General features: G+C 64.5%; 28 protein-coding genes. 11 read left to right on the plus strand and 17 right to left on the minus strand.

The annotated features are described in order from the left end of the window. The first annotated feature begins 195 nt into the window (after positions 1-195). Positions 196-1,359, plus strand: coding sequence for an iron-containing alcohol dehydrogenase (locus tag RT582_RS00280; RefSeq protein ID WP_014821939.1), 1,164 nt, complete (start codon positions 196-198; stop codon positions 1,357-1,359). A gap of 33 nt (positions 1,360-1,392) precedes the next feature. Then, a complete protein-coding gene (locus tag RT582_RS00285; protein ID WP_014821938.1) occupies positions 1,393-1,824 on the plus strand; it encodes an acyl-CoA thioesterase in 432 nt (143 codons plus the stop codon). Between the two features lie 112 nt (positions 1,825-1,936). Here RT582_RS00285 and RT582_RS00290 read toward each other — a convergent pair whose 3' ends face one another. The 4 genes from RT582_RS00290 to yrfG all read right to left on the minus strand — a co-directional run bounded on the left by RT582_RS00290 (position 1,937) and on the right by yrfG (position 7,123). After that, the gene (locus RT582_RS00290) at positions 1,937-2,398 is read right to left on the minus strand and encodes a YMGG-like glycine zipper-containing protein (protein ID WP_003303059.1); all 462 of its coding nucleotides are present in this window, start codon (positions 2,396-2,398) and stop codon (positions 1,937-1,939) included. A gap of 195 nt (positions 2,399-2,593) precedes the next feature. Then, positions 2,594-3,442, minus strand: a complete 849-nt coding sequence (gene fdhD / locus RT582_RS00295) for a formate dehydrogenase accessory sulfurtransferase FdhD (RefSeq protein WP_014821937.1) — start codon at positions 3,440-3,442, stop codon at positions 2,594-2,596. Positions 3,443-3,711: 269 nt separating this feature from the next. Continuing rightward, the gene (locus tag RT582_RS00300) at positions 3,712-6,273 is read right to left on the minus strand and encodes a hybrid sensor histidine kinase/response regulator (protein ID WP_014821936.1); all 2,562 of its coding nucleotides are present in this window, start codon (positions 6,271-6,273) and stop codon (positions 3,712-3,714) included. 169 nt (positions 6,274-6,442) lie between these two features. Further along, complete coding sequence (gene yrfG / locus RT582_RS00305; protein WP_014821935.1) at positions 6,443-7,123, minus strand: GMP/IMP nucleotidase; 681 nt, start codon at positions 7,121-7,123, stop codon at positions 6,443-6,445. A gap of 119 nt (positions 7,124-7,242) precedes the next feature. Between yrfG and nudE the strand changes: the two genes are divergently transcribed. Further along, positions 7,243-7,809: an ADP compounds hydrolase NudE gene (gene nudE, locus RT582_RS00310; RefSeq protein ID WP_014821934.1), complete on the plus strand. Its 567-nt coding sequence runs from the start codon at positions 7,243-7,245 to the stop codon at positions 7,807-7,809. Beyond that, positions 7,806-8,624, plus strand: a complete 819-nt coding sequence (gene cysQ, locus RT582_RS00315) for a 3'(2'),5'-bisphosphate nucleotidase CysQ (protein WP_014821933.1) — start codon at positions 7,806-7,808, stop codon at positions 8,622-8,624. Before nudE ends, cysQ begins: the two co-directional genes overlap by 4 nt. 76 nt (positions 8,625-8,700) lie before the next feature. Here the strand turns inward: cysQ and RT582_RS00320 are convergent, their stop codons facing one another. After that, positions 8,701-9,153, minus strand: a complete 453-nt coding sequence (locus RT582_RS00320) for a thioesterase domain-containing protein (RefSeq protein WP_003303048.1) — start codon at positions 9,151-9,153, stop codon at positions 8,701-8,703. Between the two features lie 182 nt (positions 9,154-9,335). Then, on the minus strand, positions 9,336-9,743 hold the full coding sequence (locus RT582_RS00325; RefSeq protein ID WP_218857984.1) for a YkgJ family cysteine cluster protein: 408 nt from the start codon (positions 9,741-9,743) through the stop codon (positions 9,336-9,338). Between the two features lie 197 nt (positions 9,744-9,940). Between RT582_RS00325 and RT582_RS00330 the strand changes: the two genes are divergently transcribed. The 5 genes from RT582_RS00330 to RT582_RS00350 all read left to right on the plus strand — a co-directional run bounded on the left by RT582_RS00330 (position 9,941) and on the right by RT582_RS00350 (position 15,091). Beyond that, a complete protein-coding gene (locus RT582_RS00330) occupies positions 9,941-12,391 on the plus strand; it encodes a glycogen/starch/alpha-glucan phosphorylase (RefSeq protein WP_014821931.1) in 2,451 nt (816 codons plus the stop codon). A 183-nt stretch (positions 12,392-12,574) separates the two neighbouring features. Continuing rightward, positions 12,575-13,585, plus strand: a complete 1,011-nt coding sequence (locus RT582_RS00335) for a class 1 fructose-bisphosphatase (RefSeq protein WP_014821930.1) — start codon at positions 12,575-12,577, stop codon at positions 13,583-13,585. A gap of 3 nt (positions 13,586-13,588) precedes the next feature. Further along, on the plus strand, positions 13,589-14,191 hold the full coding sequence (locus tag RT582_RS00340; RefSeq protein ID WP_014821929.1) for a DUF924 family protein: 603 nt from the start codon (positions 13,589-13,591) through the stop codon (positions 14,189-14,191). 81 nt (positions 14,192-14,272) lie between these two features. After that, the gene (bamE, locus tag RT582_RS00345) at positions 14,273-14,527 is read left to right on the plus strand and encodes an outer membrane protein assembly factor BamE domain-containing protein (protein WP_014821928.1); all 255 of its coding nucleotides are present in this window, start codon (positions 14,273-14,275) and stop codon (positions 14,525-14,527) included. A gap of 27 nt (positions 14,528-14,554) precedes the next feature. Then, on the plus strand, positions 14,555-15,091 hold the full coding sequence (locus tag RT582_RS00350; RefSeq protein WP_014821927.1) for a lipocalin family protein: 537 nt from the start codon (positions 14,555-14,557) through the stop codon (positions 15,089-15,091). A gap of 13 nt (positions 15,092-15,104) precedes the next feature. On the opposite strand, the gene RT582_RS00355 is transcribed toward RT582_RS00350, so the two are convergent. After that, a complete protein-coding gene (locus RT582_RS00355) occupies positions 15,105-15,530 on the minus strand; it encodes a hypothetical protein (protein ID WP_041754610.1) in 426 nt (141 codons plus the stop codon). A gap of 78 nt (positions 15,531-15,608) precedes the next feature. Between RT582_RS00355 and pip the strand changes: the two genes are divergently transcribed. Then, positions 15,609-16,580, plus strand: a complete 972-nt coding sequence (gene pip, locus RT582_RS00360) for a prolyl aminopeptidase (protein ID WP_014821925.1) — start codon at positions 15,609-15,611, stop codon at positions 16,578-16,580. 15 nt (positions 16,581-16,595) lie between these two features. After that, entirely contained in the window at positions 16,596-17,033 is a 438-nt protein-coding gene (dtd, locus tag RT582_RS00365; RefSeq protein WP_014821924.1) for a D-aminoacyl-tRNA deacylase, read from the plus strand. A gap of 10 nt (positions 17,034-17,043) precedes the next feature. Here dtd and RT582_RS00370 read toward each other — a convergent pair whose 3' ends face one another. The 10 genes from RT582_RS00370 to ubiE all read right to left on the minus strand — a co-directional run bounded on the left by RT582_RS00370 (position 17,044) and on the right by ubiE (position 23,653). Beyond that, entirely contained in the window at positions 17,044-17,463 is a 420-nt protein-coding gene (locus RT582_RS00370; RefSeq protein ID WP_014821923.1) for a UPF0158 family protein, read from the minus strand. A 173-nt stretch (positions 17,464-17,636) separates the two neighbouring features. Next, on the minus strand, positions 17,637-18,344 hold the full coding sequence (locus tag RT582_RS00375; RefSeq protein WP_014821922.1) for a 16S rRNA (uracil(1498)-N(3))-methyltransferase: 708 nt from the start codon (positions 18,342-18,344) through the stop codon (positions 17,637-17,639). After that, positions 18,341-19,144 (minus strand): twin-arginine translocase subunit TatC, encoded by an 804-nt coding sequence (gene tatC, locus RT582_RS00380; RefSeq protein WP_014821921.1) that lies wholly within the window; start codon positions 19,142-19,144, stop codon positions 18,341-18,343. Before tatC ends, RT582_RS00375 begins: the two co-directional genes overlap by 4 nt. Next, entirely contained in the window at positions 19,141-19,557 is a 417-nt protein-coding gene (gene tatB / locus RT582_RS00385) for a Sec-independent protein translocase protein TatB (protein WP_014821920.1), read from the minus strand. Before tatB ends, tatC begins: the two co-directional genes overlap by 4 nt. Positions 19,558-19,628: 71 nt before the next feature. After that, positions 19,629-19,862, minus strand: a complete 234-nt coding sequence (gene tatA, locus RT582_RS00390; RefSeq protein ID WP_014821919.1) for a twin-arginine translocase TatA/TatE family subunit — start codon at positions 19,860-19,862, stop codon at positions 19,629-19,631. A 20-nt stretch (positions 19,863-19,882) separates the two neighbouring features. Next, complete coding sequence (locus RT582_RS00395) at positions 19,883-20,215, minus strand: phosphoribosyl-ATP diphosphatase (protein ID WP_011911574.1); 333 nt, start codon at positions 20,213-20,215, stop codon at positions 19,883-19,885. Beyond that, positions 20,208-20,603: a phosphoribosyl-AMP cyclohydrolase gene (gene hisI / locus RT582_RS00400; protein WP_014821918.1), complete on the minus strand. Its 396-nt coding sequence runs from the start codon at positions 20,601-20,603 to the stop codon at positions 20,208-20,210. The genes RT582_RS00395 and hisI overlap by 8 nt, the downstream gene beginning before the upstream one ends. A gap of 49 nt (positions 20,604-20,652) precedes the next feature. After that, positions 20,653-22,263 carry a ubiquinone biosynthesis regulatory protein kinase UbiB gene (gene ubiB / locus RT582_RS00405; RefSeq protein WP_044315788.1) on the minus strand — a complete coding sequence of 537 codons (1,611 nt, stop codon included), beginning with the start codon at positions 22,261-22,263 and terminating at the stop codon, positions 20,653-20,655. Further along, positions 22,260-22,883 carry a ubiquinone biosynthesis accessory factor UbiJ gene (locus RT582_RS00410; protein ID WP_228207680.1) on the minus strand — a complete coding sequence of 208 codons (624 nt, stop codon included), beginning with the start codon at positions 22,881-22,883 and terminating at the stop codon, positions 22,260-22,262. The genes ubiB and RT582_RS00410 overlap by 4 nt, the downstream gene beginning before the upstream one ends. Then, the gene (gene ubiE, locus RT582_RS00415) at positions 22,883-23,653 is read right to left on the minus strand and encodes a bifunctional demethylmenaquinone methyltransferase/2-methoxy-6-polyprenyl-1,4-benzoquinol methylase UbiE (protein WP_014821916.1); all 771 of its coding nucleotides are present in this window, start codon (positions 23,651-23,653) and stop codon (positions 22,883-22,885) included. The genes RT582_RS00410 and ubiE overlap by 1 nt, the downstream gene beginning before the upstream one ends. Positions 23,654-23,819 lie beyond the last annotated feature (166 nt).

Consider the following 23,819-nt stretch of genomic DNA (forward strand, 5'->3'; position numbering starts at 1 on the left):
GGGCGAGTGCGACAGCCCCTCACCCCAACCCTCTCCCCAAAGGGGAGAGGGGGTCGACCGAGTGAGGGCCAGGCCCCGCGGTTGGGCAACAACACAGAACTACCCCCTCTCCCTCCGGGAGAGGGCTGGGGTGAGGGCGCTTTTTTCACGTTGACTGCCTTTGCCAAAGCCGAATAAAAACAGTCAGGAGGCAGCATGCATCCGTTCAGCTTTGCCACAACCGCGCAATTGATCTGTGAGCCCGGCTCTTCTCGCCGTTTGGCTAGCCTCTGCAAGGAGCGCGGGGCGCGTTCCGTATTGGTCGTCACCGATCCGGGCATCACCCGTTTCGGCCTGCTCAATGATGTCTTGCCTGGCTTCGAAAGCGAAGGCTTGGCAGTTGCGATCTACGATCAGGTCATCGCCGATCCGCCGGAACACATCGTCATGACGGCGGTGGAGCAGGCTCGGGCAGTGGGAGCCGATCTCATCATCGGTTTCGGCGGTGGCAGCTCCATGGACGTCGCCAAGCTGGTGGCGTTGCTGGCGCATCCGGCCTGTGCCCAATCGCTGCAGGATATCTACGGGGTCGGCAATGCCAAGGGCCAGCGCCTGCCGCTTATTCAGGTGCCGACCACCGCCGGCACCGGCTCGGAAGTCACGCAGATCGCCATCATCACCACCGGCGAGACGACCAAGATGGGTGTGGTATCGACCCTGTTGCTGCCCGATCTGGCATTGCTGGATGCCGACCTCACCCTTGGCCTGCCGCCTGCAGTCACCGCAGCGACTGGCATCGACGCCATGGTGCACGCCATCGAGGCCTATACCAGCGCGCTCAAGAAAAACCCCATGTCCGACCTGTTGGCTCGCGAGGCGCTGCGCCTGCTGGCGGCGAACCTCGACGAGGCGGTGCACAAAGGCAGCAACCGGGAGGCGCGTCAGGCCATGCTGCTCGGCGCGTGCCTGGCAGGGCAGGCGTTCGCCAATGCGCCAGTAGCGGCGGTGCATGCCCTGGCCTATCCGCTGGGTGGCAATTTCCATATCCCGCACGGGCTGTCGAACGCGCTGGTACTGCCGCAGGTGCTGCGATTCAACGTCAGCGCGGCGACCACGCATTACGGCGAGCTGGCGCCGATCATCCTCGGCGACCGACTGCGCACGGACGACCCTTCGACCTACGCCGAACAGCTGATCGAGGAGTTCGAGCAGATGAGCGCACGCGTTGGCCTGCCGACCCGGCTGCGCGATGCCGGCGTGCCGGAGGAGATGCTGCCGCAGCTGGCCAAGGAGGCGATGCTGCAGCAGCGCCTGCTGGTCAACAACCCGCGCGAAGTCACCGAAGCCGATGCGCTGGCAATCTATCAGGCGGCGTATTGAGCGCCTTTTTACTACTGCACGCGGAAACCACCCATGCCTGAGCAACCTAAGCACCTGCGCCACGATTACCGGCATTTCCAGCCGATCACCACGCGCTGGCACGACAACGATATCTATGGCCACGTGAACAACGTCGTCTATTACGGTTTCTTCGATACCGCGGTGAACAACTATCTGATCCAGCAGGGCGGGCTGGATATCCAGGGCGGTGAGATCGTCGGTTTCGTGGTCAGCTCCGCCTGCGACTACTTTGCGTCGATCGCTTATCCGGACGTCATCGAGGTCGGCCTGCGGGTGGCCAGGCTGGGCAACTCGTCGGTGCAATACGAGCTGGCTATCTTCCGCGAGGGTGAGCAGGAGGCCTGCGCCGCGGGCCGCTTCGTGCATGTCTTCGTCGAACGCGCAAGCAACCGTCCCGTCGCCATTCCCGGGCGCTTGCGCGCCGCGCTGGAAGCCTTGAGCTAACCCGCTCGGCGCATACAGCAGAAGCCGTAAAAACGAGATCGCCCGGAGCGGCTGGGCCGGTCCGGGCGATGCGGTGGCGCTGCGAGACGGCAATGCCTGCCGTCTGCGGCCCTCAGTGATGCTTGTGTTTGTGCTTGTAATGACCTTTGGCTTTGCCTGGATGGCCGTAGTAGCGGCGATCATCCCGGTAGCGACGGTCACGCCGGTAGTCATCATCATCGTCGCCGTAGGCATTGCCGATCGCGCCGCCAGCGCCGCCGCCCACGGCTGCGCCGATCAGCCCACCCGTGCTGCCACCGACCTGCTGGCCGATGACATTACCGCCTGCCGCGCCGAGGCCACCACCAATGGCCGCTTCGGTACGGCTGCGTTTGTCCGCACCGACCATGCCGCCGGCCGCGCCGCCAACGCCGGCACCAATGGTGGCGCCGGTCGAGCCCCCCAGATGCTCTCCCACCACTGAACCCAGTGCACCGCCAAGCGCGCCGCCGACGGCGGCTTCGGTGTTGCTGCCGGCGAAGGCTGCAGCGCTGAGCAGACTGGTGGACAACAGGAAAATCGAGGCGTACTTCATGGAGTGATCCCGTATGTGGATTGCGCCGCGATCCTCACGTGCCGCTGCGCTTGCGGCAAGAGCGATCCGGTGAAATGCGTGATCCGGTTGGCGTTTGCTAACTATTTGATTTTGCTTAGGAACAACGGGTGTTTCGAATGGTCTTAGCTCGATTGTGCGGTCTGCGCGCAGGGCCTTTACCGCTCGGAATCAGCATCAGCCTTGCGCGCGCACCGCTGCGGCAGGGCTGTAGACCCGCGGCGGGCTGTGCTGTGGCAGGTGGATGAGGTTGAGGTTATGTCGCTGCGCCCACTGGGCGGCCAGGCCGGTGGGTGAAGACAGGCTCACCAGCGCTGGAATCCCGGCCCGCTGCACTTTCTGCACCAGCTCCAGGCTGCAGCGGCTGGTGACGATCGCCAGGCCACCGGCCGCTGCACAGCCGGAGCGGGCCATGGCACCGATCAGCTTGTCCAGCGCGTTATGCCGCCCGATATCCTCGCGGCCCAGGCGGATCTCGCCGTTGGCGTCCATGAACAATGCGGCGTGCACCGCCCCGCAGTCGCGCCCCAGCGGTTGAAACGCTTCGATTCGTTGACGCAGGTCCTGCAACCAGTGCGAGGGCGGCAGTGGCGCTGCCGGCATGACCGGCAGGCGCGGCAGTGCCTGCTCTAGCGCTTCGACCCCGCAGAGCCCGCAGCTGCTGTTGCCGGGTAGCTGGCGGCGTTGCAGCTTGAGGCGCCAGAACGCGCGGCTGGCGATGTCCAATTCGGCGCGCCGCGCACTGCCGCTGCCGTGCAGGCGAATGTCGTAGATATCATCCAGCGACTCGACGAAGCCATTGGCCAGGCTGAAGCCAACCACGAAATCTTCCAGATCGGCCGGCGAGATCATCATCACCGCCTGGCTCAGCCCGTTGTAGGCGATCGCCAGCGCGCACTCCTCGGCAAGATCGACTGCGCATTGCGCGACATCGTCGATCGGCTGGTAGCAGTAGCGCTGGCTGGCGCCGGCAGGTGGTTGCGCGGCACTGGCGACGCCGGCATTCAGGCGAGACGGGGCGTTCATCGGCGATTCGGTCCGGTTAGTGGCCTGTTTAGTAGTTCGGTTGGTCAATTTCGGCGTCCATGGCCCCGATACTGGGTTGCTGCTCCTCGCCATAGCCCGCTATGACTCGTCGCAGCGCCTTGTCTCGGCCATTTACATCCGAACTTGCCTCAACCCACTCACCGCACAGGCCACGAGGTCTGACGAGACCGGCATTCTGCATCGCTGCAACTGCAGTGCATGCTCGCCGCCGGTGGATAGGGTTATGACCCCAGCCGGCTGCGGACGATTCACCGTTGGTCGTTATCCGCCAGCATGTCGCGTACGCGCTTGGCCAGCGCATCAAGGTTGAACGGCTTGCTGATCATGTCCATGCCCGGTTCGAGGAAGTCCGCGCTGGCGGCCTGCTTGGCATAGCCGGTCATGAACAGCACCGGCAGATCGGGGCAATGCTGGCGCGCGACATCCGCCAGTTGCCGGCCGTTCATGCCGGGCAGTCCGACATCGGTGACCAGCATGTCGATGGTGGGCGTGCTCTCAAGCAGGCGGATCGCCGCATTGCCGTCGGCGGCTTCCAACGTCTGATAGCCGAGCATCTGTAGCACGTCGATGACCAGCAGGCGCACCGCCGGATCATCCTCGACCACCAGGACGGTTTCGCCTTGCTGGGCCTGAAGCGGGCCGTCGTCTTCGCCGGCTGGCGCGACGCTGACGCCTTGGTCCTCGAATACGGGAAGGTACAGGCTGACCTGGGTGCCTTCGCCCGGTTCGCTGGCGATCTGGATATGGCCGCCGGCTTGCCGGGTGAAACCGTAGACCATGGAAAGGCCGAGCCCCGTGCCCTGGCCGATGGGTTTGGTGGTGAAGAACGGTTCGAAGACGCTGGCCAGCACCTTGGGGCTCATGCCGCAGCCACTGTCGGTCAGGCAGAGGATGACGTAGCGCCCGGCGGCCAGATCGCCCACATCGCCTTGCCTGTACAGTTCGACATTGCGAGTTTCCAGCAGCAGGGTGCCGCCGTCAGCCATGGCGTCGCGGGCGTTGATGACCAGGTTGAGCAGCGCGCTTTCCAGCTGGTTTTCGTCGCTGGAAACCGGCCACAGACCTTGCTGCAATTGATTGCGGATGTGGATGTGGCTGCCCAGCGTGCGGCTGAGCAGGTCGTGCATCGACTCGATCAGCTGGTTCAGCTCGACACGCTTGAGATTCAGCGGCTGGCGCCGGGCGAAGGCGAGCAGGCGGTGGGTCAGTGCCGCGGCGCGATTGGCCGAGGTGACCGCGGCATCGATGAAGCGCTGGGTTTCGCCGTGGCGGCCGGACTGGATGTAGCGCTGGATCAGGTCCAGGCCGCCGATGATGCCGGTCAGCATGTTGTTGAAGTCGTGGGCGATGCCGCCGGTCAGCTGCCCGACCGCTTCCATCTTCTGCGCCTGACGCAGCGCTTCCTGTGCCTGCTCGCGGCTGGCCATTTCCTTGAGCAGGCGTTCGTAGACTTCCGCCAGTGCCTGGGTGCGCTCCTGAATACGGCTTTCCAGTGTCTCGTTGAGTTCGCGCAGAGCCTGTTCGGCGCGCCAGCGCTCGGTGACATCCAGTGCCATGACGAAGAAGCCGAGCACGTTGCCCTGGCCGTCACGGCGCGGCAGGTAGTGCACCAGCATGCGTCGGGCCTCGCCGTCACGGTGCGGGCTATGGGCCTCGAAGGTCACGTCGCGGCCAGCGAGGGCATCACGGATGCTTGTCTGGCGCTCGGCATAGCCACGTTCACCGAGCACTTCGCGGGCAGTCTTGCCCAGCAGCCATTCGGTCGAGTGGCCGAACCAGTCGGAGTAGTAGCGGTTGTTGAAGCGAAAACGTTCCTCGGCGTCGACGTAGCCGATGAGCACCGGCAGTGCGTCGGTGACCATCTTCAACTCGGCTTCGCTCTGGCGCAGGGCATCTTCGCTGGCCTGCTGTCCGGTGATGTTCATCACTGCGCCGGGGAAGCGCTGTGGCCAGCCCTGCTCGTCGCAATGGCAGCGCCCGCGCGCCAGCGCCCAACGGGTGACGCCATCGTCGCTGCGCAGCCTGTAGCGCTCGTCGAGCGTACCGCGCTCGACGATGCAGCGCTCCAGCGCAGCGCGCAGGCGAGGCACGTCGTCGGGATGGACATGATCGAAAAAGGCTTCGCTGCTCAGGCCGTTCGGCCCGGACTGGGCCACCGGCAGGATGCGGGAAAGCTCCGCGCCCGCCGGAATCTCGCTGGCCTGGATGGCCCAGTCCCAGATGCCGATCAGGTCGCTGGCCTCGAGCGCCAGTTGCAGGCGCTGTTCGCTGGCGCGGTGCACCTCGGCGCTGAGTTTGTAGTGCAGGGCGGTCTGCGACAGGCGGGTTTCGGTGCGCACGCGTTCGCTGGTTTCGCTGAGGCACAGCAGCAGACCACCGATGCCGTGCGAGGCGTTGCGAATGGGGCTCAGGGCGAGGTCGAACCAGGCTTCCACCGGAGCGCCATCGCGTTCGATGACCAGTTGCTGATTGCGCAGTACCCGTGGCTCACCGCGGCGGGCAGTGTCGCAGGCCGGCTCCAGCAGGGCCCAGGTCGCGCCCCAGCGGTGGCAAGCGGGCTGGCCGAGTTCGGCCGGGTGGCGATCGCCGATCAGTGCGGCGTGGGCGTCGTTGTACAACTGCAGCGCCTGGTCGCCCCAAAGGATGCACATCGGCAGGGGCGCTTCGAGACTGGTGTCCAGCAGCAGCCGTAGCGAAGCCGGCCAGGCGTCAGGAGTTCCGAGCGCAGTCGCACCCCAGTCATGCCGGCGGATTCGCTCGCTCATCTCGCTGTGACTATGGGGCCAGAATTCGGCGCCTACTGCTGCCATGTTGCTTCCTATCGATCATCCGTGGGCGAACTACGAGCGGCAGGGCATGTGCTGCGCACCGCTGCGCTGTTTCGATGCGTGCCGGCCCGGGCTCGTCCTGAGCCGGTTCCCGCCGACGGCAACTGTTGCGTAGTGTAAAGCTTCCGGCTGCCGAAGGCAGCGCCAGCCGTCACGCTGGACCGCCGTGCAGGCTGCGGATCAGGTCGAGGTAATCGTCAACCGCGGCGAATTCCTCGGTGTCCTTCGGTGCGCGGCGACTGTCCGGCTCGCGCACCGCCAGCAGATGCGCAATGCCGAAGCGCTGCGCACTGCGCAGGATCGGCAGGCTATCGTCGATGAACAGTGCGCGTGCGGGCTCGAACTCCAGATCCTGGCGCAGTGCGTGCCAGAACTGCGGCTCCTCCTTCGGATAGCCGTAGTCGTGGGAGCTGATCAGGCGGTCGAACCAGGGCGCCAGTTCGATCTTCTCCAGCTTCAGCGACAACGAGTCGCGGTGCGCATTGGTGATCAGCACCACGTGCTTGCCGGTATGGCGCAACGCGGCGAGAAATTCGTCGGCATTTGGTCGAAGGGCGATCAGCTCGGCGATCTCGCGTTTCATGTCGCGGATCGGCAGGTTGAGTTCGCGGGTCCAGTAGTCCAGGCAATACCAGGTGAGTTTGCCGACGTGCTCGTTGAACAGTGGTGCCAGTTCCAGCTCGGCCATGGCGCGGCTTATGCCGTGCAGCTCGGCGTAGCGTTGCGGCAGCAGTTCGAGCCAGAAATGATTGTCGAAATGGAGGTCCAGCAGCGTGCCGTCCATGTCGAGCAGGACGGTATCGATGTCGGACCAGGGCAGGTTGGCGGTCATGTGCGGGCTCGCGTCAGCGGTGTATGGACGGGGCGGCGTCGGTCAGCTGGTCGCAAAGCACTCACGGCCAGCGCAAAAAGCCGGGTTATGATAGCCGCTCGCGTTTCCAGGAGTTCCCCATGCGCCAGAAACCCACCGTGCTAGCCCGTGAGATCGTCGCCAGCAGCCGACTGTTCCGTGTCGAGGAGCTGCAGCTGCGTTTTTCCAATGGTGTCGAGCGCACCTATGAACGCCTGGTTGGCAAGGGCAGCGGTTACGGCGCGGTAATGATCGTGGCGCTGGCCGATGCGGAGAATGCACTGCTGGTCGAGGAATATTGCGGCGGCACCGACACCTATGAGCTGTCGCTGCCCAAGGGCCTGATCGAGCCGGGTGAAGACGTACTCGAAGCGGCCAACCGTGAGCTCAAGGAGGAGGCCGGCTTCGGCGCGCGCCGCCTGGAGCTGCTTACCGAGCTGTCGTTGTCGCCCGGTTACATGAGCCAGAAGATTCAGGTGGTGCTGGCGCGCGATCTGTATCCGGAGCAGCTGCCCGGCGACGAGCCGGAGCCGATGCGGCTCGACAAGGTCAACCTGCACGAACTGTCCAGTCTGGTGCAGCACCCGCAGTTCAGCGAGGGGCGCGCATTGGCCGCGTTGTACCTGGTCAAGGATCTGTTGACCCAGCGCGGAGAGTTCGGCCAATGAGTCATCCCTATCTGTCGTCGGTCATCGATCTGGTGCGTCAGGCGGGCGAGGCGATCCTGCCTCACTGGCGCAGCGAGCTGGATGTCCAGACCAAGACCGACGAATCGCCGGTGACTGTCGCCGATATGGCGGCGCATCAGGTGTTGCTGGACGGCCTGCTGGCGCTGGATAGCGCCATCCCGGTGCTGTCCGAGGAGGATTGCGAGGTGCCGCTGAGCGAGCGCGCCGGCTGGACGCGCTGGTGGCTGGTTGACCCGCTGGATGGCACCAAGGAATTCATCGCCGGCAGCGAGGAGTTCACGGTCAACGTCGCGCTGATCGAGGCAGGCAAGGTGCGCTTCGGCGTGGTCGGCATTCCGGCATCTGGACGCTGTTACTACGGTGGCGAGGATTTCGGCGCCTGGCGCAGCGAAGTGTCCGGCGCGACTCAGCCGCTGCGCGTGCGCCAGCAACCGGAGCAAGCGTTTACCGTGGTCGCCAGCCGGCGCCACAGCAGTCCGGCGCAGGAGCAGCTGTTGAGTCGTCTGGGCGAACGTTTCGGTGAGCTGGCGCTGGCGAATGTCGGCAGTTCGCTGAAATTCTGCCTGCTGGCCGAAGGTGCTGCGGATTGCTACCCGCGCCTGGCGCCGACCTCGCAGTGGGATACCGCTGCCGCGCAGGGGGTGCTGGAAGGTGCCGGTGGCGAGGTGCTGGATGTCAGTGGTGCGGCGTTGCGCTATGACGCGCGGGAAAGTTATCTGAACCCGTCTTTCCTGGCCCTGCCCAGAGGCGTCGACTGGCGCGACTGGCTGATCGAACTGGCCAATCGCGAGTAACCCGGCGCGCCTGCCTGGAGCGGGCATTGCGCCGACTGAGCAAGCCGTCGCAGACGCGTGCAATGTAATCCTTCGCTTATTTGTGCAGCACGAACTGCCCGGTGAAGCGCACCGCGTCACGGCCGTCGGCCGCCAGGATGCGGCTTTTCAGCTCCAGCCGCGAACGGCCACGGCGACGATAGATCGATTCGAAGCGCTCCCAGGCCTCGGGGCTCGGCGCTGAACAGATGGCGATTGCATCGTCGACCACCGGCAGCGGGTACTCGATCTGCCCTTCGTGGATGACGATGTGCCCATCCTCGATGCCCGCCTCGCGCAGCCGCAGATGCAGCCAGCCCCAGCCTGCCAGCACCGAAGCGCAATACAGACTGCCGCCGAACATACTGCTCTTGTGGTTGATGTTCGGCTGCAGCGGTACCTGCAGGCGCAACTCGTGGTTTTCCCACTGCTCGACGCGCAGCCCGAGCGAGCGGGTCAGCGGAATGTCGTGATGGAGGATGGCTTCCAGGTAGCGGCTATCGCGGCTCATGCCGGGGAGGTTCCTAAACGTTACGAAGATACAGACAGACGCCAAGCATGACTCCTGAGTCACGCTTTGGCCAGTCCGTTCAGGCTATCCGTGGCGACAAATCCGGGCACGCCGCGCTGCTGTCTGCGGTGTTCCGCATCGGTGCTGGCGGGTGCAGCGGCGATGTCCGATGGTGCGCCGCGTCAGCCGGCGGTTTTGCTTCGGTAGGCGCAATAACCTGGGCGCGGGCCGATACGCGGGTGGTTGCGGCAGGTGTCCGGGCGCTTGGCATAGACCGTGCAAAGCCGGGTCTTGCGGTCCAGATAGAGACAGTCGCCATTGGCCAGGCGGGTCAGCGTGAAGATCTCGTGCTTGTGATTGAAGTGCTCGACGATGCCCGCCTTGCTCAGGCGCTTGGCGATGTTCTTCGCCGGCTCGTCGCGCTCGAAGGCATCGACCAGCTCCAGCCGGATCAGGTCGTCGATGCGTACCTCCACCGGCAGGGTGCAGCAGGTCGCATGGCAGTCGCGGCACAGGCCGGCGCTGTAGCGTACCCAGGTTTCCAGGCGTTCCGGGTCGGCGGAGGCGATCAATCTTGTCTTCACGGGCAGTCTTCGGTGCGTTCGGGCGCGCGGATCATAACGAGTCGCGCGGCGATTACCAGCGTCTTCCGACGGCGGCGACCGGACGGGCGGTAGCGCAGATGTAAAGGAAACCTGCAACGCTTTTTCTGGAATGTCGAATGGAGGTGAACGGGCATGGCTGCCGCGAGTCCCTCTTGTGTGTCTTCGCTAACCGAGGTCTGTCCATGACGCAGGAAACAGCCATTGCCACCGCTGAAGAAATTGCCGCTTTCCGTGAGCGAGTGTTGCGCAAGCTCACCTATTCGGTTGGCAAGGATCCGGAGAACGCCTCCGATTACGACTGGTTCCATGCGGTAGCCCTGGCTACTCGCGACAGCACCATCGACCGCTGGATGGATTGCACGCGCGAGGCTTACACCAGCGGGCAGAAGCGGGTGTATTACCTCTCTCTGGAGTTTCTCATCGGCCGCCTGCTGGTCGACAGCCTGAGCAACCTCGGCCTGTTCGACGTGGCGCGTGAAGCGCTCGCCGGGCTCGACGTGGATATCGAACGCATCCGCCTGCTGGAGCCTGACGCGGCGCTCGGCAATGGCGGCCTCGGCCGGCTCGCGGCCTGCTTCATGGAGAGCATGGCGACCCTCGGCGTGGTCTCCCATGGTTACGGCATCCGTTATGACCACGGCCTGTTCCGCCAGGCCATCGTCGATGGCTGGCAACACGAGCAGACCGAGACCTGGCTGGATTTCGGCAACCCCTGGGAGTTCGAGCGCTCCGAGGTGAAGTATCTGATCGGCTTCGGCGGCAGTGTCACGGCGGCCACCAACGAGAAAGGCGAGGTCCAGCATTTCTGGCACTGGGCCGAAGGGGTACGGGCGATCGCCTATGACACCCCCATCGTCGGTTGGCGCGGCGCCGGGGTGAACACGCTGCGCCTCTGGCGTGCGCGGCCCGAGGCGGATTTCCATCTGGCGCGCTTCAACGCCGGTGACCATATCGGTGCAGCGGCCGAAGAGGCCCGCGCCGAAAGCATTTCACGGGTGCTCTATCCGGCCGACAGCACCGAGGCCGGGCAGGAGTTGCGCCTGCGCCAGGAGTATTTCTTCGTCGCCGCCTCGCTGCAGGACCTGCTGCGTCGCCACATCAAGCAGCGTGGTTCGCTGGACAGCCTGCCCGACTACACCGCCATCCAGCTCAACGACACCCACCCGGCGATTGCCGTGGCCGAGCTGATGCGCCTGCTGGTCGACGTGCACAGCTACGAGTGGCAGCACGCCTGGCGGCTGACGACGGCCACGCTGTCCTACACCAACCACACGCTGCTGCCCGAAGCGCTGGAAACCTGGCCGGTGGGCCTGATGGAGCGCCTGCTGCCGCGGCACATGCAGATCATCTACCTGATCAATGCCTACCATCTCGACCAGCTGCGCGAGCGCGGCGTCCACGATGCCGAGCTGCTGCGCTCGGTATCGCTGATCGAGGAAGATCACGGTCGCCGGGTGCGCATGGGCAATCTGGCCTTCCTCGGTTCGCACAGCACCAATGGCGTATCCGGGCTGCACACCCAGCTGATGCGCAAGACCGTGTTCACCGATCTGCACAGCCTTTATCCGCAGCGGATCAACAGCAAGACCAACGGTATCACCTTCCGCCGCTGGCTCTACCAGGCCAATCCGCAGCTGACCCAGTTGCTGGTGGAGCATGTCGGCGAGGAGGTGCTCGATGAGCCGGAAACCCGCCTGCGCGAGCTCGAACCCTTTGCCGAACAGGCCGCGTTCCGCCAGCGTTTCGCCGAGCAGCGGCTGGCCAACAAGCGTCATCTGGCCAATGTGATCCAGGAGCGGCTGGGCATCAGCGTCGACCCGACCGCGCTGTTCGACGTGCACGTCAAACGCATCCACGAGTACAAGCGCCAGTTGCTCAACCTGCTGCACACCGTCGCGTTGTACCAGGCGATTCGCTCCGATCCGGGCGGCAACTGGGTGCCGCGGGTGAAGATCTTCGCCGGCAAGGCGGCGGCGAGCTATCACCAGGCCAAGCTGATCATCAAGCTGACCAACGACATCGCCAATACCATCAATGCCGACCCCACCGTGCGCGGCCTGCTCAAGGTGGTGTTCCTGCCCAACTACAACGTCAGCCTGGCCGAGGACATCATCCCGGCAGCGGACCTGTCGGAGCAGATTTCCACCGCCGGCCTGGAGGCTTCGGGTACCAGCAACATGAAGTTCGCCCTCAACGGGGCGCTGACCATCGGCACCCTGGACGGCGCCAATGTGGAGATGAGCGAGCAGATCGGCCTTGAACACATGTTCATCTTCGGCCTCACCGCGCAGCAGGTGAATGTGCGCAAGCAGGCCAACGAGTACAACGCCGAAGCCATCATCGGCGCTTCACCGCGGCTCAGCGAAGTGCTCTCGGCGATTCGTGGCGGTGCCTTCTCGCCGGGTGATCCGGGCCGTTACACCGGGCTGGTGGATGGCATCAGCTGGCACGACACCTTCATGGTCTGCGCCGATTTCGAGGCTTACTGGCAGGCGCAGCTGGATGTCGAGGAGTGCTGGCGTGATCCGGCACGCTGGTGGCGTTCCTCCGTGCTGAACACCGCCCGCACCGGCTGGTTCTCGTCGGACCGCACCATTCGCGAGTACGCCCGGGAGATCTGGAAAGTGCTGTGATGGCCGGCGCGCCGGAGGGTCCTCCGCCGGCGCGCAGCCGCAAATGGCGAGGGTTGCCGACCGTGCTGGCAATCTGGCCGCCGCTTCGCTGAACTCTGCAGGGGGCGGACCTGTCTGAGGGGAGTTAGTTTTCCTACGGCCTGCTAAACTGCGCGGGTTTATCCTTCCTCCGGAGTCATTTCCATGTCACGCGTAACCCTCAGTCGCTACCTCATCGAGCAGACTCGCAGTAACAACACGCCTGCTGATCTGCGCTTTCTCATCGAGGTCGTGGCACGAGCGTGCAAGGAAATCAGCCACGCGGTATCCAAGGGCGCCCTCGGTGGCGTACTGGGTAGCGCCGACAGCGAGAACATCCAGGGCGAAGTGCAGAAGAAGCTCGACGTGCTCTCCAACGAAATCCTGCTGGAGGCCAACGAGTGGGGCGGACACCTGGCCGGCATGGCGTCCGAGGAAATGGACAACGCCTACCAGATTCCCGGCAAGTACCCGAAGGGTGCCTATCTGCTGGTCTTCGACCCGCTGGACGGCTCGAGCAACATCGATGTCAACGTTTCGGTCGGCACCATCTTCTCCGTATTGCGCTGTCCGGATGCCTGTTTCAGTCAGAACGACGCACTCGGCGAGGAAGCCTTCCTGCAGCCGGGGACCAAGCAGGTTGCCGCCGGCTACGCCATCTACGGCCCGCAGACCATGCTGATTCTGACTCTCGGCCACGGCGTGATGGGCTTCACCCTGGATCGTGAGCTGGGCAGCTTCGTGCTTACCCACGAGAACCTCAGCGTTCCGCAGAGCACTGCCGAATTCGCCATCAACATGTCCAACCAGCGCCACTGGGAAGAGCCGGTGCAGCGCTATGTCGGCGAGCTGCTGGCCGGCAAGGACGGCCCGCTGGGCAAGAACTACAACATGCGCTGGATCGCCTCGATGGTGGCCGACGTGCATCGCATCCTCACCCGCGGCGGTCTGTTCATGTACCCGCGTGACAACCGCGACCCTTCCATGGCCGGCAAGCTGCGCCTGATGTACGAGGCCAACCCGATGGCGATGATCGTCGAGCAGGCCGGCGGCGCCGCCACCAACGGTACGCAGCGCATCCTGGAAATTCAGCCGGAGTCCCTGCACCAGCGCGTGCCGGTGTTCCTCGGTTCGAAGGAAGAAGTCGAGCGCGTCACCGGCTACCACCAGGGCTGACCGATGCAGGCGCCCTGGCAGGACTTGCTCCACTGGTGGTTCGGCCAGGGCACCAGCGCCAGCGAGATCGCGGCTGAAAAGCAGCGACTCTGGTTTGGCTACCGCGCAGAACAGGACGACGAGGCGCGCCAGCGCTTCGGCGCACTGGTCGAACAGGCTCTGAACGGCGAGCTGCAGGACTGGGCCGAATTGCCCGAGGGCTGGCTCGCACTGGTGCTGCTGCTCGATCAGCTGCCGCGCATGATCCATCGCAACACGCCGAAGGCTTTCGCCGGCGACGAGCGCGCCCAGCACCTGGTTCGCGATGGCCTGGCCCACGGCGGCGACATGCTGTTGGCGCCTATCCAGCGCGTGTTCATCTACCTGGTGCTGGAGCACGCGGAGAACCTGGCAACCCAGGATCTGGCCGTCGCGCAGTTCACTGCCTTGCGCGACATCGCCGACGAGGCGGAACAGCCGCTGTTCGTCGGCTTTCTCGACTATGCCGAGCGCCACCGCGAGGTGATCTCCCGCTTCGGTCGCTTCCCGCATCGCAATGCAATTCTCGGCCGCGAGTCCAGCGACGCCGAGCGACTATTTCTGGAACAGCCGGGCTCGTCTTTCTGAGCGCGGATGCCATTTCTGTCCAAGGATCCGCGGCACCGCTACCGCGGGGCATTGAACCTTAGAACAAGCAAGGAGCTCGATATGCCATTGCGTACCCCATTGCTGATTGCCTGCGTCGTCCTGCTGGCTGCCTGCAGTCCGATCACCCAGGAAAACTTCGCCAAGCTCAAGCCCGGCATGGAACGGGTGGAAGTCGAGCAGTTGCTCGGCAAACCTTCCGAATGCGCCGGGGCGCTGGGAATGTCGAGCTGCACCTGGGGCGAGAAGAATCGCTTCATCAGCGTCCAGTTCGCGGGCGACAAGGTGATGATGTTTTCCGGCAAGGGGCTGAAATAACTGCTGATGTAACTCAGGAGAGATCCCATGCGTGCGAGTGTCGTTGCCCTGCTGTGCCTGATGCTGTTGAGCGGCTGCGCAGGAGGCGGGCGCGAACAGCCCCCTGAAACGGTCGGCGAGGTCGACCTTCAACGCTATCAGGGGACCTGGTACGAGCTGGCGCGCTTGCCGATGTTCTTTCAGCGCAATTGCATACGCTCCGAAGCGAATTACCAGTTGCAGGCCGATGGCAGCGTGGCGGTGACCAACCGTTGCGAAACAGAAGACGGCGACTGGCAGGAAGCCAAAGGCGAAGCGGTGCCGCAGGAAGCCGGTATTACCGATCGGCTGTGGGTGCGCTTCGACAACTGGTTCAGCCGGCTCTTTCCCGGTCTGACCAAGGGCCACTACTGGGTGCTCTATCTGGACGAGGGCTACAGCACTGCGCTGGTCGGCAGCCCGGATCGCAAGTATCTCTGGCTGCTTGCGCGGGACACCGAGGTCGACCAGGCGACCCGCGATCGCCTGCTCTCCGAGGCCGAACGGCGCGGTTACGACACCAGCGAACTGATCTGGCGCCAGTAATCGTTTGGCCTGCTCAGTCCCATTCCAGACGCGCCAGCTGCCATTCGCCTCGGTCCTGGCGCCACTCGAGTCTGACCTGATAATGCCCCGCCTGCTGCGGCAGGAGTGATTCGGCGCCGGCGAGCGTCACCTGTGCCTCGGTATGGCCGCGATCGGGATAGGTCGGATCGACCCAGCTGCGCTGGCTGAGGGCGATTACCCGGACATTGCGATGGCGCAGGAACATCAGTGTTGCCGTGCGCCGCGCCCATTCCTGATCGTACTGCCGCTGCGCCTGGAAATCTGCGTGCAGCAGTTCCATCAGGTCGCCGACCTGCTTGTTCTCCAGGGTCGTCTGCAACTGCTCGGCGGCCTGCTGCAGCGCTGCTTCCGGGTCGTCCCGGCCGCAGCCGGCCAGAGTCATTAATAGCGCCAGTGCCGCTATTTTCCATGCTGACATGCTCAACTCCGTGAACCTCGTTATGATGCCGCTAACGTCATGGGGGCCAGCCGGCCCGCCGCAGATCAGGAGTGTGCCATGCAGACCTTGTATCCGGAGATCAAACCCTACGCCCGACACGAGCTGGCGGTGGAAGAACCGCATGTGCTCTATGTCGACGAGAGTGGGTCGCCGGATGGTCTGCCCGTATTGTTCGTCCATGGCGGTCCCGGCGGCGGCTGCGATGCCCTCAGCCGCCGCTTCTTCGATCCGACCCTGTACCGCATCATCACCTTCGATCAGCGTGGCTGCGGACGTTCGACGCCCCATGCCAGCCTGGAGAACAACACCACCGCACATCTGATCGCCGACATGCAGCGCATCCGCGAGCATCTGGGCATCGACAAGTGGGTGCTGTTTGGTGGTTCCTGGGGCTCGACGCTCTCCCTGGCCTACGCGCAGCGCTATCCCGAGCATGTGCATGCGTTGATCCTGCGAGGCATCTTCCTCTGCCGTCCACAGGACCTCGCCTGGTTCTATCAGGAAGGCGCCAGCCGGCTCTTCCCGGACTACTGGCAGGACTTCCTCTCGCCGATTCCGCTGGAGGAACGCGACGACCTGATGCAAGCGTTCTACCGCCGTCTCACCGGCAACGACCAGATCGCCCAGATGCACGCCGCCAAGGCGTGGTCCTGCTGGGAAGGTCGCACCGCCACGCTGCGGCCGAATCACAACGTGGTCGAGCGGTTTGCCGATGCGCACCGGGCGCTGTCGATGGCGCGAATCGAATGCCACTACTTCGTCAATCAGGCCTTTCTCGAGCCGGATCAGCTCTTGCGCGACATGCCGAAGATCGCCCACCTGCCGGGCATCATCGTGCACGGCCGTTACGATGCCATCTGCCCGCTGGACAATGCCTGGGCGCTGCATCAGGCGTGGCCGAACAGCGAGTTGCAGATCATCCGCGACGCCGGGCATTCGGCGGCGGAGCTAGGCATTACCGATGCGCTGATACGGGCGACCGGTGAGATCGCCCACCGCTTGCTCGATCTGCCTCCGACAGACGCCTGACGGAGCCGCCCAGCGATGAAAGCGTTGATCCAGCGTGTCCGTCAGGCACGGGTCGAGGTCGCAGGCGAGGTGGTCGGTGCCATCGATCAGGGCTTGCTGGTGCTGGTGGGCGTCGAGCGCGAGGACGATCATGCCCGTGCCGACAAGCTGTTGCACAAGCTGCTCAACTACCGCGTCTTCAGCGACGAGCAGGGCAAGATGAATCGCTCGCTGAAGGATATCGACGGTGGTCTGTTGCTGGTATCGCAGTTCACCCTGGCGGCCGATACCCGCAGCGGGCTGCGGCCGAGTTTCTCCAGCGCCGCGCGACCAGTGCACGGCGAAGCGCTCTACGACTACCTGCTGGCCCAGGCGCGCCAGCAGCATCCACAGGTGGCCTGCGGGCGTTTCGGCGCCGAGATGCAGGTGCATCTGGTCAACGACGGTCCGGTGACCTTTCTCCTCGAAAGCTGACGCGCGTGAATCAGTGCCGGACCGGTTCCAGGTCGTTCTCGCGCAGCCAGGTGATCGCGTACTCGCGCAGCTGCACGGTCTGGTAGTCCAGCCAGGCCTCTCTCACCGCAGGGAAATCCTCCAGCTTGAAGTCGAAGGTGCGCAGTGGCTTGCGGCCGTTCAGCGCACTGCTCAGCACCGCGTGGGCGATCGGGTCGTGTTGGGTGAAGAGGAAGGCCTCACGCATCGCCATGGATTGCGCGAGCTCCAGCGGTTCGATGTGCAGATAGCGATCCTGCTGTACGTCGTATTTCTCCATGACGCCGGGGGCTGGCTCGCTGGGAAAAACGGCGCGGATGGCACCGCTTTCCAGGTCCAGGTAGTACTCGGCGCTGTCGCGTCCATCCAGAGCGTACTCCAGACGGTGCATGTCGATGGTCAATGGTCGCATGGCAAGAACGGCTCTTTTAGGGATTCGTTGGAGTGTCGAGGCCGCAGCGCAGACGCACTGAAGCGTGAGCAGTCCTAATCTGTGACTCCCTTGCACCGGGTGGGTGCGTTACGTTCATCGGGGCGCATCGGTCAGGTGGCGAACGGTGACGGTGGTGAGTCAGCCGTTCAGGCTCAGAACAGTCGGGCCAGCAGCGCGCTGACCGCCGTTTCCACGCGCAGGATGCGCTCTCCCAACTGAACCGGTCGCAGGCCGGCGGCAGCCAGTTTGTCTACCTCGTAGGGGATCCAGCCGCCTTCCGGGCCGATCGCCAGGGTGACAGGCTGCGTTACGGCACGGGGGCAATGGGGAAAATCGCCGGGATGGCCGACCAGCCCCAGGGTGTCTGCGGCAAGCTGAGGCAGGCGATCCTCGACGAAGGGCTTGAAGCGCTTCTCGATAATGACCTCCGGCAGGACGGTGTCACGCGCCTGTTCCAGGCCGAGGATCAGCTGCTCGTGGATGGCGGCGGGCTCGAGGAATGGCGTTTGCCAGAAGCTTTTCTCGACGCGATAGCTGTTGAGCAATACCAGCCGCGGCACGCCCATGGCGGCCACGGTCTGCAGCACGCGGCGCAGCATCTTAGGTCGTGGCAGCGCCAGTAGCAGGGTCACCGGCAGCTTCGCCGGCGGTGGTTGGTCGAAGCTGACCTGCAGCTCTGCCTCGTGAGCATCCAGGCGCAGGAGCTGTCCGCTGCCCATGTTGCCGCCCACGCGGCCAACTCTGAGCTGCTCGCCCGCCTCGGCGCGATGGACCTGCTGCAGATGAGTCAGGCGCCGGTCACGCAGCAGCACGCGGTTATCGGCGACGAAATCGGCCGTGTCGAGCAGCAGCAGGTTCACGGGCGCGGCGCGGGCGGCTGGTCGCCGGGTTCTGCCGCGTCCTGCTCGGCATCGCCACGGAAATCTTCGTCGCGCTTGTTGATCATGCTGCCGCAGATCACCCCGGCTTCGAACAGCAGCCACATGGGAACGGCCAGCAGCGTCTGCGAGAACACGTCCGGTGGCGTCAGCACCATGCCGACGGCAAAGCAGCCGACGACCACATAGGGTCGGCTCTTGCGCAGGGTGGCGACGTCGACGATGCCCACCCAGATCAGCAGAAAAGTCGCCACTGGAATCTCGAACGCCACGCCGAAGGCGAAGAACAGCGTGAGCACGAAGTCCAGGTACTGGCCGATGTCCGTCATCATCGCCACGCCTTCCGGCGTCACGCTGGCGAAGAAGCCGAACATGATCGGGAACACGACGAAATAGGCGAAGGCCATGCCGGCGTAGAACAGGAAAATGCTCGACACCAGCAGCGGCACGGCGATGCGTTTTTCGTGCTTGTACAGGCCTGGGGCGATGAAGCCCCATATCTGGTACAGGATGATCGGCATCGACAGGAACAGCGCGACCATCAAGGTCAGCTTGAACGGTGTCAGGAAGGGCGAGGCGACGCCGGTGGCGATCATCGTCGCGCCTTCCGGCAGATAGGCGCGCAGCGGTGCGGCGACCAGTGCGTAGATCTGCTGGGAGAAGTAGAACAGCCCGCCGAACAACAGGCCGATGGCCACGACGCAGCGCAGCAGGCGCTTGCGCAGTTCGGTCAGATGAGCGATCAGGGGCATTTCCTGATCATCGATGGAAGACTGGCTCATGGTTCTGGCGATCTGTCGGGGCGAGGGGTAGGTGCGGGTTCAGCAACAGGTGCAGCTGGCGGCACTTCCGGGCTGGGCGTAACGGCGGCGCCGGTACTGTTCGCCGTGTCGTTAGCCGGGCTTTCGGTCAGCGGCGGCTTGGCGGTGCTCGAACTGGTGGTCGAGGTCGGCGGCATGATGCTCTGCTTCATTTCCCGTTCCAAGTCGAGGATGCGCTCGTTGTGCAGCTGCCGACGGATCTCGTCGGCACCGATCTCGCGCTCCACCTCGGCCTTGATGTTACTGAAGCTGCGTTTCAGCCGGCCAACCCACAGTCCCGTGGTGCGAACCGCACCGGGCAGGCGCTCCGGGCCGAGCACCAACAGCGCCACCAGGCCGACCAGTAGCAGTTCGGTGAAACCGATATCGAACATCAGGACGTGCTCACATCAATAGGGAGAGCGGCCGGGCAGCGAAGGTCGCCGCTCGGCCGCATGGAACGTAATCACTGGTCTTTCTTGGTCGGCTCTTCGACCTTGCGCGCCTGTGCGTCAATGGTCTGGTTCTGCTTGTCTTCGACGCCGGGCTTTTCCTCGTCGGTGCCCATGGATTTGCGGAAGCCCTTGATCGCATCACCGAGGTCGGAGCCCAGGCCCTTGAGGCGCTTGGTGCCGAACAGCATGATGACGATGAGCAGAATGATCAGGAGTTGCCAGATGCTGATGCCGCCAAAACCCATGGTGATATCTCCGATGTGAATCAGGTTTGCGGACGCGCGGCTTTTTCCGCGTGTCCGGAGAGACCGAAGCGCCGGTCCAGTTCATCCAGCACGGCCTGCGGGTGCTGGCCGAGCGCGGCGAGCATGACCAGGCTGTGGAACCAGAGGTCAGCGGTTTCGTAGATCAGGTCGCTGGAGTCGCCACTGACGGCGGCGTCCTTGGCGGCGAGAATGGTTTCCACCGATTCCTCGCCGACCTTCTCGAGAATCTTGTTCAGGCCCTTGTGGTACAGGCTGGCAACGTAGGAGCTGTCCGGCGCCGCGCCTTTGCGGGCTTCCAGCACCTCGGCCAGACGGGTCAGGGTGTCACTCATGCTTGTGCTCCGCATAGATGGCGTGCGGGTCCTTGAGGACCGGCTCGACGACCTTCCAGGCGCCGTTTTCGAAAACGCGGTAGAAGCAGCTTTCCCGACCGGTGTGGCAGGCGATGCCGCCGATCTGCTCGACCATCAGGATGATCACGTCGGCGTCACAGTCCAGGCGCAGCTCGTGCAGCTGCTGCACATGTCCGGACTCCTCGCCCTTGCGCCACAGCCGGTTGCGCGAACGCGACCAGTAGATGGCGCGGTTTTCCTGCGCAGTCAGCGTCAGGGCTTCGCGATTCATCCAGGCCATCATCAGCACGCGGCCGGTCTTGTGGTCCTGGGCGATCGCCGGCACCAGACCGTCGGCGTTCCAGTTGATTTCGTCCAGCCAGTTCATCGGATTCTCCGCTCAATGGGCCAAGTGTGCCAGCCTGCACCAGGGATGGCTATCGGCGCACCACGATGAAGATGCCGGCTACCAGCATCACCCACGCCGGCCAGGCGGTTACGGCGGTCAGGCTGTCGGCGCTGGCCGCCAGGGTCGCGCCGCTGCCGAGCAGTACGGCGCCGATCAGACGCAGCGGCCAGCCGTGGTGACGCTCGCGCCAGGGCGGCGGTGGGTTGTTAGCGTGCGGGTGCGCCATGCGCTCGAGCAGCTCGCGGGTCATGTTGGCCAGGTGCGGCAGTTGTTCAATCTGCGCGTGCACGTTCTTGATCAGCTGCTTGGGGCTCATGCGCTCGCGCATCCAGCGCTCGAGGTACGGCTGGCCGGTGCTCCAGAGGTCGAGATCCGGGTACAGCTCACGGCCGAGACCTTCGATGTTGAGCAGGGTCTTCTGCAGCAATACCAGCTGTGGCTGCACTTCCATGTTGAAGCGCCGCGCCACCTGGAACAGGCGCACCAGCAGCTGGCCGAAGGAGATGTCCTTCAGCGGCTTCTCGAAGATCGGCTCGCAGACGGTGCGAATCGCGGCCTCGAATTCGTTGACCTTGGTTTCCGCCGGCACCCAGCCCGAATCGATGTGCAGCTGCGCGACCTTGCGGTAGTCGCGCTTGAAGAAGGCCATCAGGTTGCGCGCCAGATAATCCTGGTCCTCCGGCGTCAGGCTGCCGACGATGCCGAAGTCCACCGCGATGTACTGCGGGCTCCAGGGCTGGTGGGTGCTGACGAAGATGTTGCCGGGGTGCATGTCGGCGTGGAAGAAGCTGTCGCGGAACACCTGGGTGAAGAAAATCTCCACCCCGCGCTCGGCCAGCTGGCGCATGTCGGTGTTCTGTCGTGCCAGTCCAGCCATGTCGGTCACCGGTACGCCGTAGATGCGTTCCATCACCAGCACCTGCGGGCGGCAGTAGTCCCAGTACACCTGCGGCACGTAAAGCAGCGCCGAGCCCTCGAAGTTGCGCTTGAGCTGGCTGGCGTTGGCCGCTTCGCGCAGCAGGTCGAGCTCGTCGTAGATGGTCTTGGCGTAGTCGTCGACCACTTCCACCAGGTGCAGGCGGCGCGCGTCGATGGAAATGCGCTCGGCGCTGTTGGCCAGCATGAACAGCCAGGCCAGATCCTGGCTGATGATCGGCCGGAGGTTCGGGCGCACCACCTTGACCACCACTTCCTCGCCGGAGCGCAGCTTGGCCGCGTGCACCTGCGCCACCGATGCGGAGGCCAGCGGCTTGCTGTCGAAACGGGCGAAGATTTCCCCTACCGGAGCGCCCAGCTGGCGCTCGATGAGTGCCGTGGCGACGGCTGAATCGAAGGGCGGCACGCGGTCCTGCAGCATCGCCAGCTCTTCGGCGATATCCGGCGGCAGCAGGTCACGGCGGGTGGAGAGGATCTGCCCGAACTTGATGAAGATCGGCCCCAGGCCCTCCAGTGCCAGACGCAGGCGTGCGCCGCGCGACAGCTCGCTGTGGCGTCGCGGAATCCAGCGCCAGGGCAGCAGGTAGCTGGTGGCGCGCAGCCACCAGGGCATCGGCAGGTCGAGGATGATGTCATCGAGGCGGTAGCGGATCACCACCAGCAGGATGCGAAACAGGCGGCGTGCGGCGGCGAACAGCTTCATTCGGGGCGATCTGGATTCAGGTTGAGGGCGAGGCGCTCGATGCGGGCTTCGAGTCGGTCGAGGGCAAGTTTCATGTCATCCAGCTCGTCGAAACGCGCCTGGGCTTCGGCCTGGCCGACCAGCATCCGCGATTCCTCGCTGAGGTAGTCGGCAAGGTCCTGACGCAGCGAGTCGGCGCTGTCGCGCACCCAGTCCACTGGGCCGCGTAGGCTGGAGCCGAGCAGCTGTGCGCCGACCGGGCCGAGCCAGCGGGAAATTTCGTATTCCCAGTCCAGCTCCAGATCCTGCAGCACCTCAGCGAGGTTCATCAGCAGCCCACTGTCGCCGTCGATCTCGACCTCGGGGCCATGCAGCACGGCGGTCTTGTTGCGGCTGACGGCCAGGCGCAAGAGGCTGCTCGCAGGCGCGCGCAGGCGGCAATCGGCATCCGCGCCCCAGTTGCTGGCCAGGCGCAGGCCTTCGTCGTCGGCAAGGATGAACAGCCGCCAGGCCGGCGCCGTGCAGTCGATCTCGATGATCCGGCCGCTCAGGCGTGCCAGTCGCGGCAATGCCGTGGGGTCCAGGCGCAGGACGCGATTGATGCCACGCTCGGCACCGGCCAGCAGGGCAGCGCGCAACATCAGGGTTTGATGCCGCGGTGCAGGGCGACGATGCCGCCGGTCATGTTGTGATAGCTGACGCGCTCGAAACCGGCGGTCTCCATCATGCCTTTGAGCGTTTCCTGATCCGGGTGCATGCGGATCGACTCGGCCAGGTAGCGATAGCTCTCGGCGTCGTTGGTGATCAGCTTGCCCATCATCGGCAGCAGGCTGAACGAGTAGGCGTCGTAGGCCTTGGAAAACAGCTGGTTGGTCGGCTTGGAGAATTCCAGTACCAGCAGGCGGCCGCCCGGCTTGAGCACGCGCAGCATCGACGCGATTGCGTCTTCCTTGTGCGTCACGTTGCGCAGGCCGAAGGCGATGGTGACCACGTCGAAGTGATTGTCCGGGAAGGGCAGCTTCTCGGCATCGGCCTGAACGAACCTGACGTTGCCGGCCACGCCCTTGTCCAGCAGCTTGTCGCGGCCGACCTTGAGCATCGAAGCATTGATGTCGGCCAGCACCACCTCGCCGGTGGGGCCGACGATGCGCGAGAACTGGCGGGTCAGGTCACCGGTGCCGCCGGCGATGTCCAGGATGCGATTGCCGTGGCGGGCGCCGGACAGCTCGATGGTGAAGCGCTTCCACAGGCGATGCACGCCACCGGACATCAGGTCGTTCATCAGGTCGTACTTGGCGGCCACGGAGTGGAACACCTCGGCCACCTTCTGCGCCTTCTGGCTTTCCGGCACGTTCTTGTAGCCGAAATGGGTGGTCGGTTCTGCGTCATGCGCTTTGCGAGGGTCGGTCATGTCACTTTCGCCGGAAAGAATGTGCCCGGCATTCTAAACCTAAATAGGCGGCTGATAAGCGTCGAGCTGGCGGTCGCGGGCAAAAGGGCTAGCGGCGACATGTCGCAGGATGGCGCTGGCGGCGACAGGCCTGTGGGACAGAGGGTTCACTGGCATGAGCAGGCGG

It is taken from the genome of Stutzerimonas kunmingensis (assembly GCF_032106285.1).
Taxonomy (GTDB): Bacteria; Pseudomonadota; Gammaproteobacteria; order Pseudomonadales; family Pseudomonadaceae; genus Stutzerimonas; species Stutzerimonas kunmingensis_B.

Coding starts and splice junctions, on each gene's coding strand:
- RT582_RS00280 (WP_014821939.1), top strand. CDS start 196: ATGCATCCGTTCAGCTTTGCCACAACCGCGCAATTGATCTGTGAGCCC.
- RT582_RS00285 (WP_014821938.1), top strand. CDS start 1,393: ATGCCTGAGCAACCTAAGCACCTGCGCCACGATTACCGGCATTTCCAG.
- RT582_RS00290 (WP_003303059.1), bottom strand. CDS start 2,398: ATGAAGTACGCCTCGATTTTCCTGTTGTCCACCAGTCTGCTCAGCGCT.
- fdhD (WP_014821937.1), bottom strand. CDS start 3,442: ATGAACGCCCCGTCTCGCCTGAATGCCGGCGTCGCCAGTGCCGCGCAA.
- RT582_RS00300 (WP_014821936.1), bottom strand. CDS start 6,273: ATGGCAGCAGTAGGCGCCGAATTCTGGCCCCATAGTCACAGCGAGATG.
- yrfG (WP_014821935.1), bottom strand. CDS start 7,123: ATGACCGCCAACCTGCCCTGGTCCGACATCGATACCGTCCTGCTCGAC.
- nudE (WP_014821934.1), top strand. CDS start 7,243: ATGCGCCAGAAACCCACCGTGCTAGCCCGTGAGATCGTCGCCAGCAGC.
- cysQ (WP_014821933.1), top strand. CDS start 7,806: ATGAGTCATCCCTATCTGTCGTCGGTCATCGATCTGGTGCGTCAGGCG.
- RT582_RS00320 (WP_003303048.1), bottom strand. CDS start 9,153: ATGAGCCGCGATAGCCGCTACCTGGAAGCCATCCTCCATCACGACATT.
- RT582_RS00330 (WP_014821931.1), top strand. CDS start 9,941: ATGACGCAGGAAACAGCCATTGCCACCGCTGAAGAAATTGCCGCTTTC.
- RT582_RS00335 (WP_014821930.1), top strand. CDS start 12,575: ATGTCACGCGTAACCCTCAGTCGCTACCTCATCGAGCAGACTCGCAGT.
- RT582_RS00340 (WP_014821929.1), top strand. CDS start 13,589: ATGCAGGCGCCCTGGCAGGACTTGCTCCACTGGTGGTTCGGCCAGGGC.
- bamE (WP_014821928.1), top strand. CDS start 14,273: ATGCCATTGCGTACCCCATTGCTGATTGCCTGCGTCGTCCTGCTGGCT.
- RT582_RS00350 (WP_014821927.1), top strand. CDS start 14,555: ATGCGTGCGAGTGTCGTTGCCCTGCTGTGCCTGATGCTGTTGAGCGGC.
- RT582_RS00355 (WP_041754610.1), bottom strand. CDS start 15,530: ATGTCAGCATGGAAAATAGCGGCACTGGCGCTATTAATGACTCTGGCC.
- pip (WP_014821925.1), top strand. CDS start 15,609: ATGCAGACCTTGTATCCGGAGATCAAACCCTACGCCCGACACGAGCTG.
- dtd (WP_014821924.1), top strand. CDS start 16,596: ATGAAAGCGTTGATCCAGCGTGTCCGTCAGGCACGGGTCGAGGTCGCA.
- RT582_RS00370 (WP_014821923.1), bottom strand. CDS start 17,463: ATGCGACCATTGACCATCGACATGCACCGTCTGGAGTACGCTCTGGAT.
- tatC (WP_014821921.1), bottom strand. CDS start 19,144: ATGAGCCAGTCTTCCATCGATGATCAGGAAATGCCCCTGATCGCTCAT.
- tatB (WP_014821920.1), bottom strand. CDS start 19,557: ATGTTCGATATCGGTTTCACCGAACTGCTACTGGTCGGCCTGGTGGCG.
- tatA (WP_014821919.1), bottom strand. CDS start 19,862: ATGGGTTTTGGCGGCATCAGCATCTGGCAACTCCTGATCATTCTGCTC.
- RT582_RS00395 (WP_011911574.1), bottom strand. CDS start 20,215: ATGAGTGACACCCTGACCCGTCTGGCCGAGGTGCTGGAAGCCCGCAAA.
- hisI (WP_014821918.1), bottom strand. CDS start 20,603: ATGAACTGGCTGGACGAAATCAACTGGAACGCCGACGGTCTGGTGCCG.
- ubiB (WP_044315788.1), bottom strand. CDS start 22,263: ATGAAGCTGTTCGCCGCCGCACGCCGCCTGTTTCGCATCCTGCTGGTG.
- RT582_RS00410 (WP_228207680.1), bottom strand. CDS start 22,883: ATGTTGCGCGCTGCCCTGCTGGCCGGTGCCGAGCGTGGCATCAATCGC.
- ubiE (WP_014821916.1), bottom strand. CDS start 23,653: ATGACCGACCCTCGCAAAGCGCATGACGCAGAACCGACCACCCATTTC.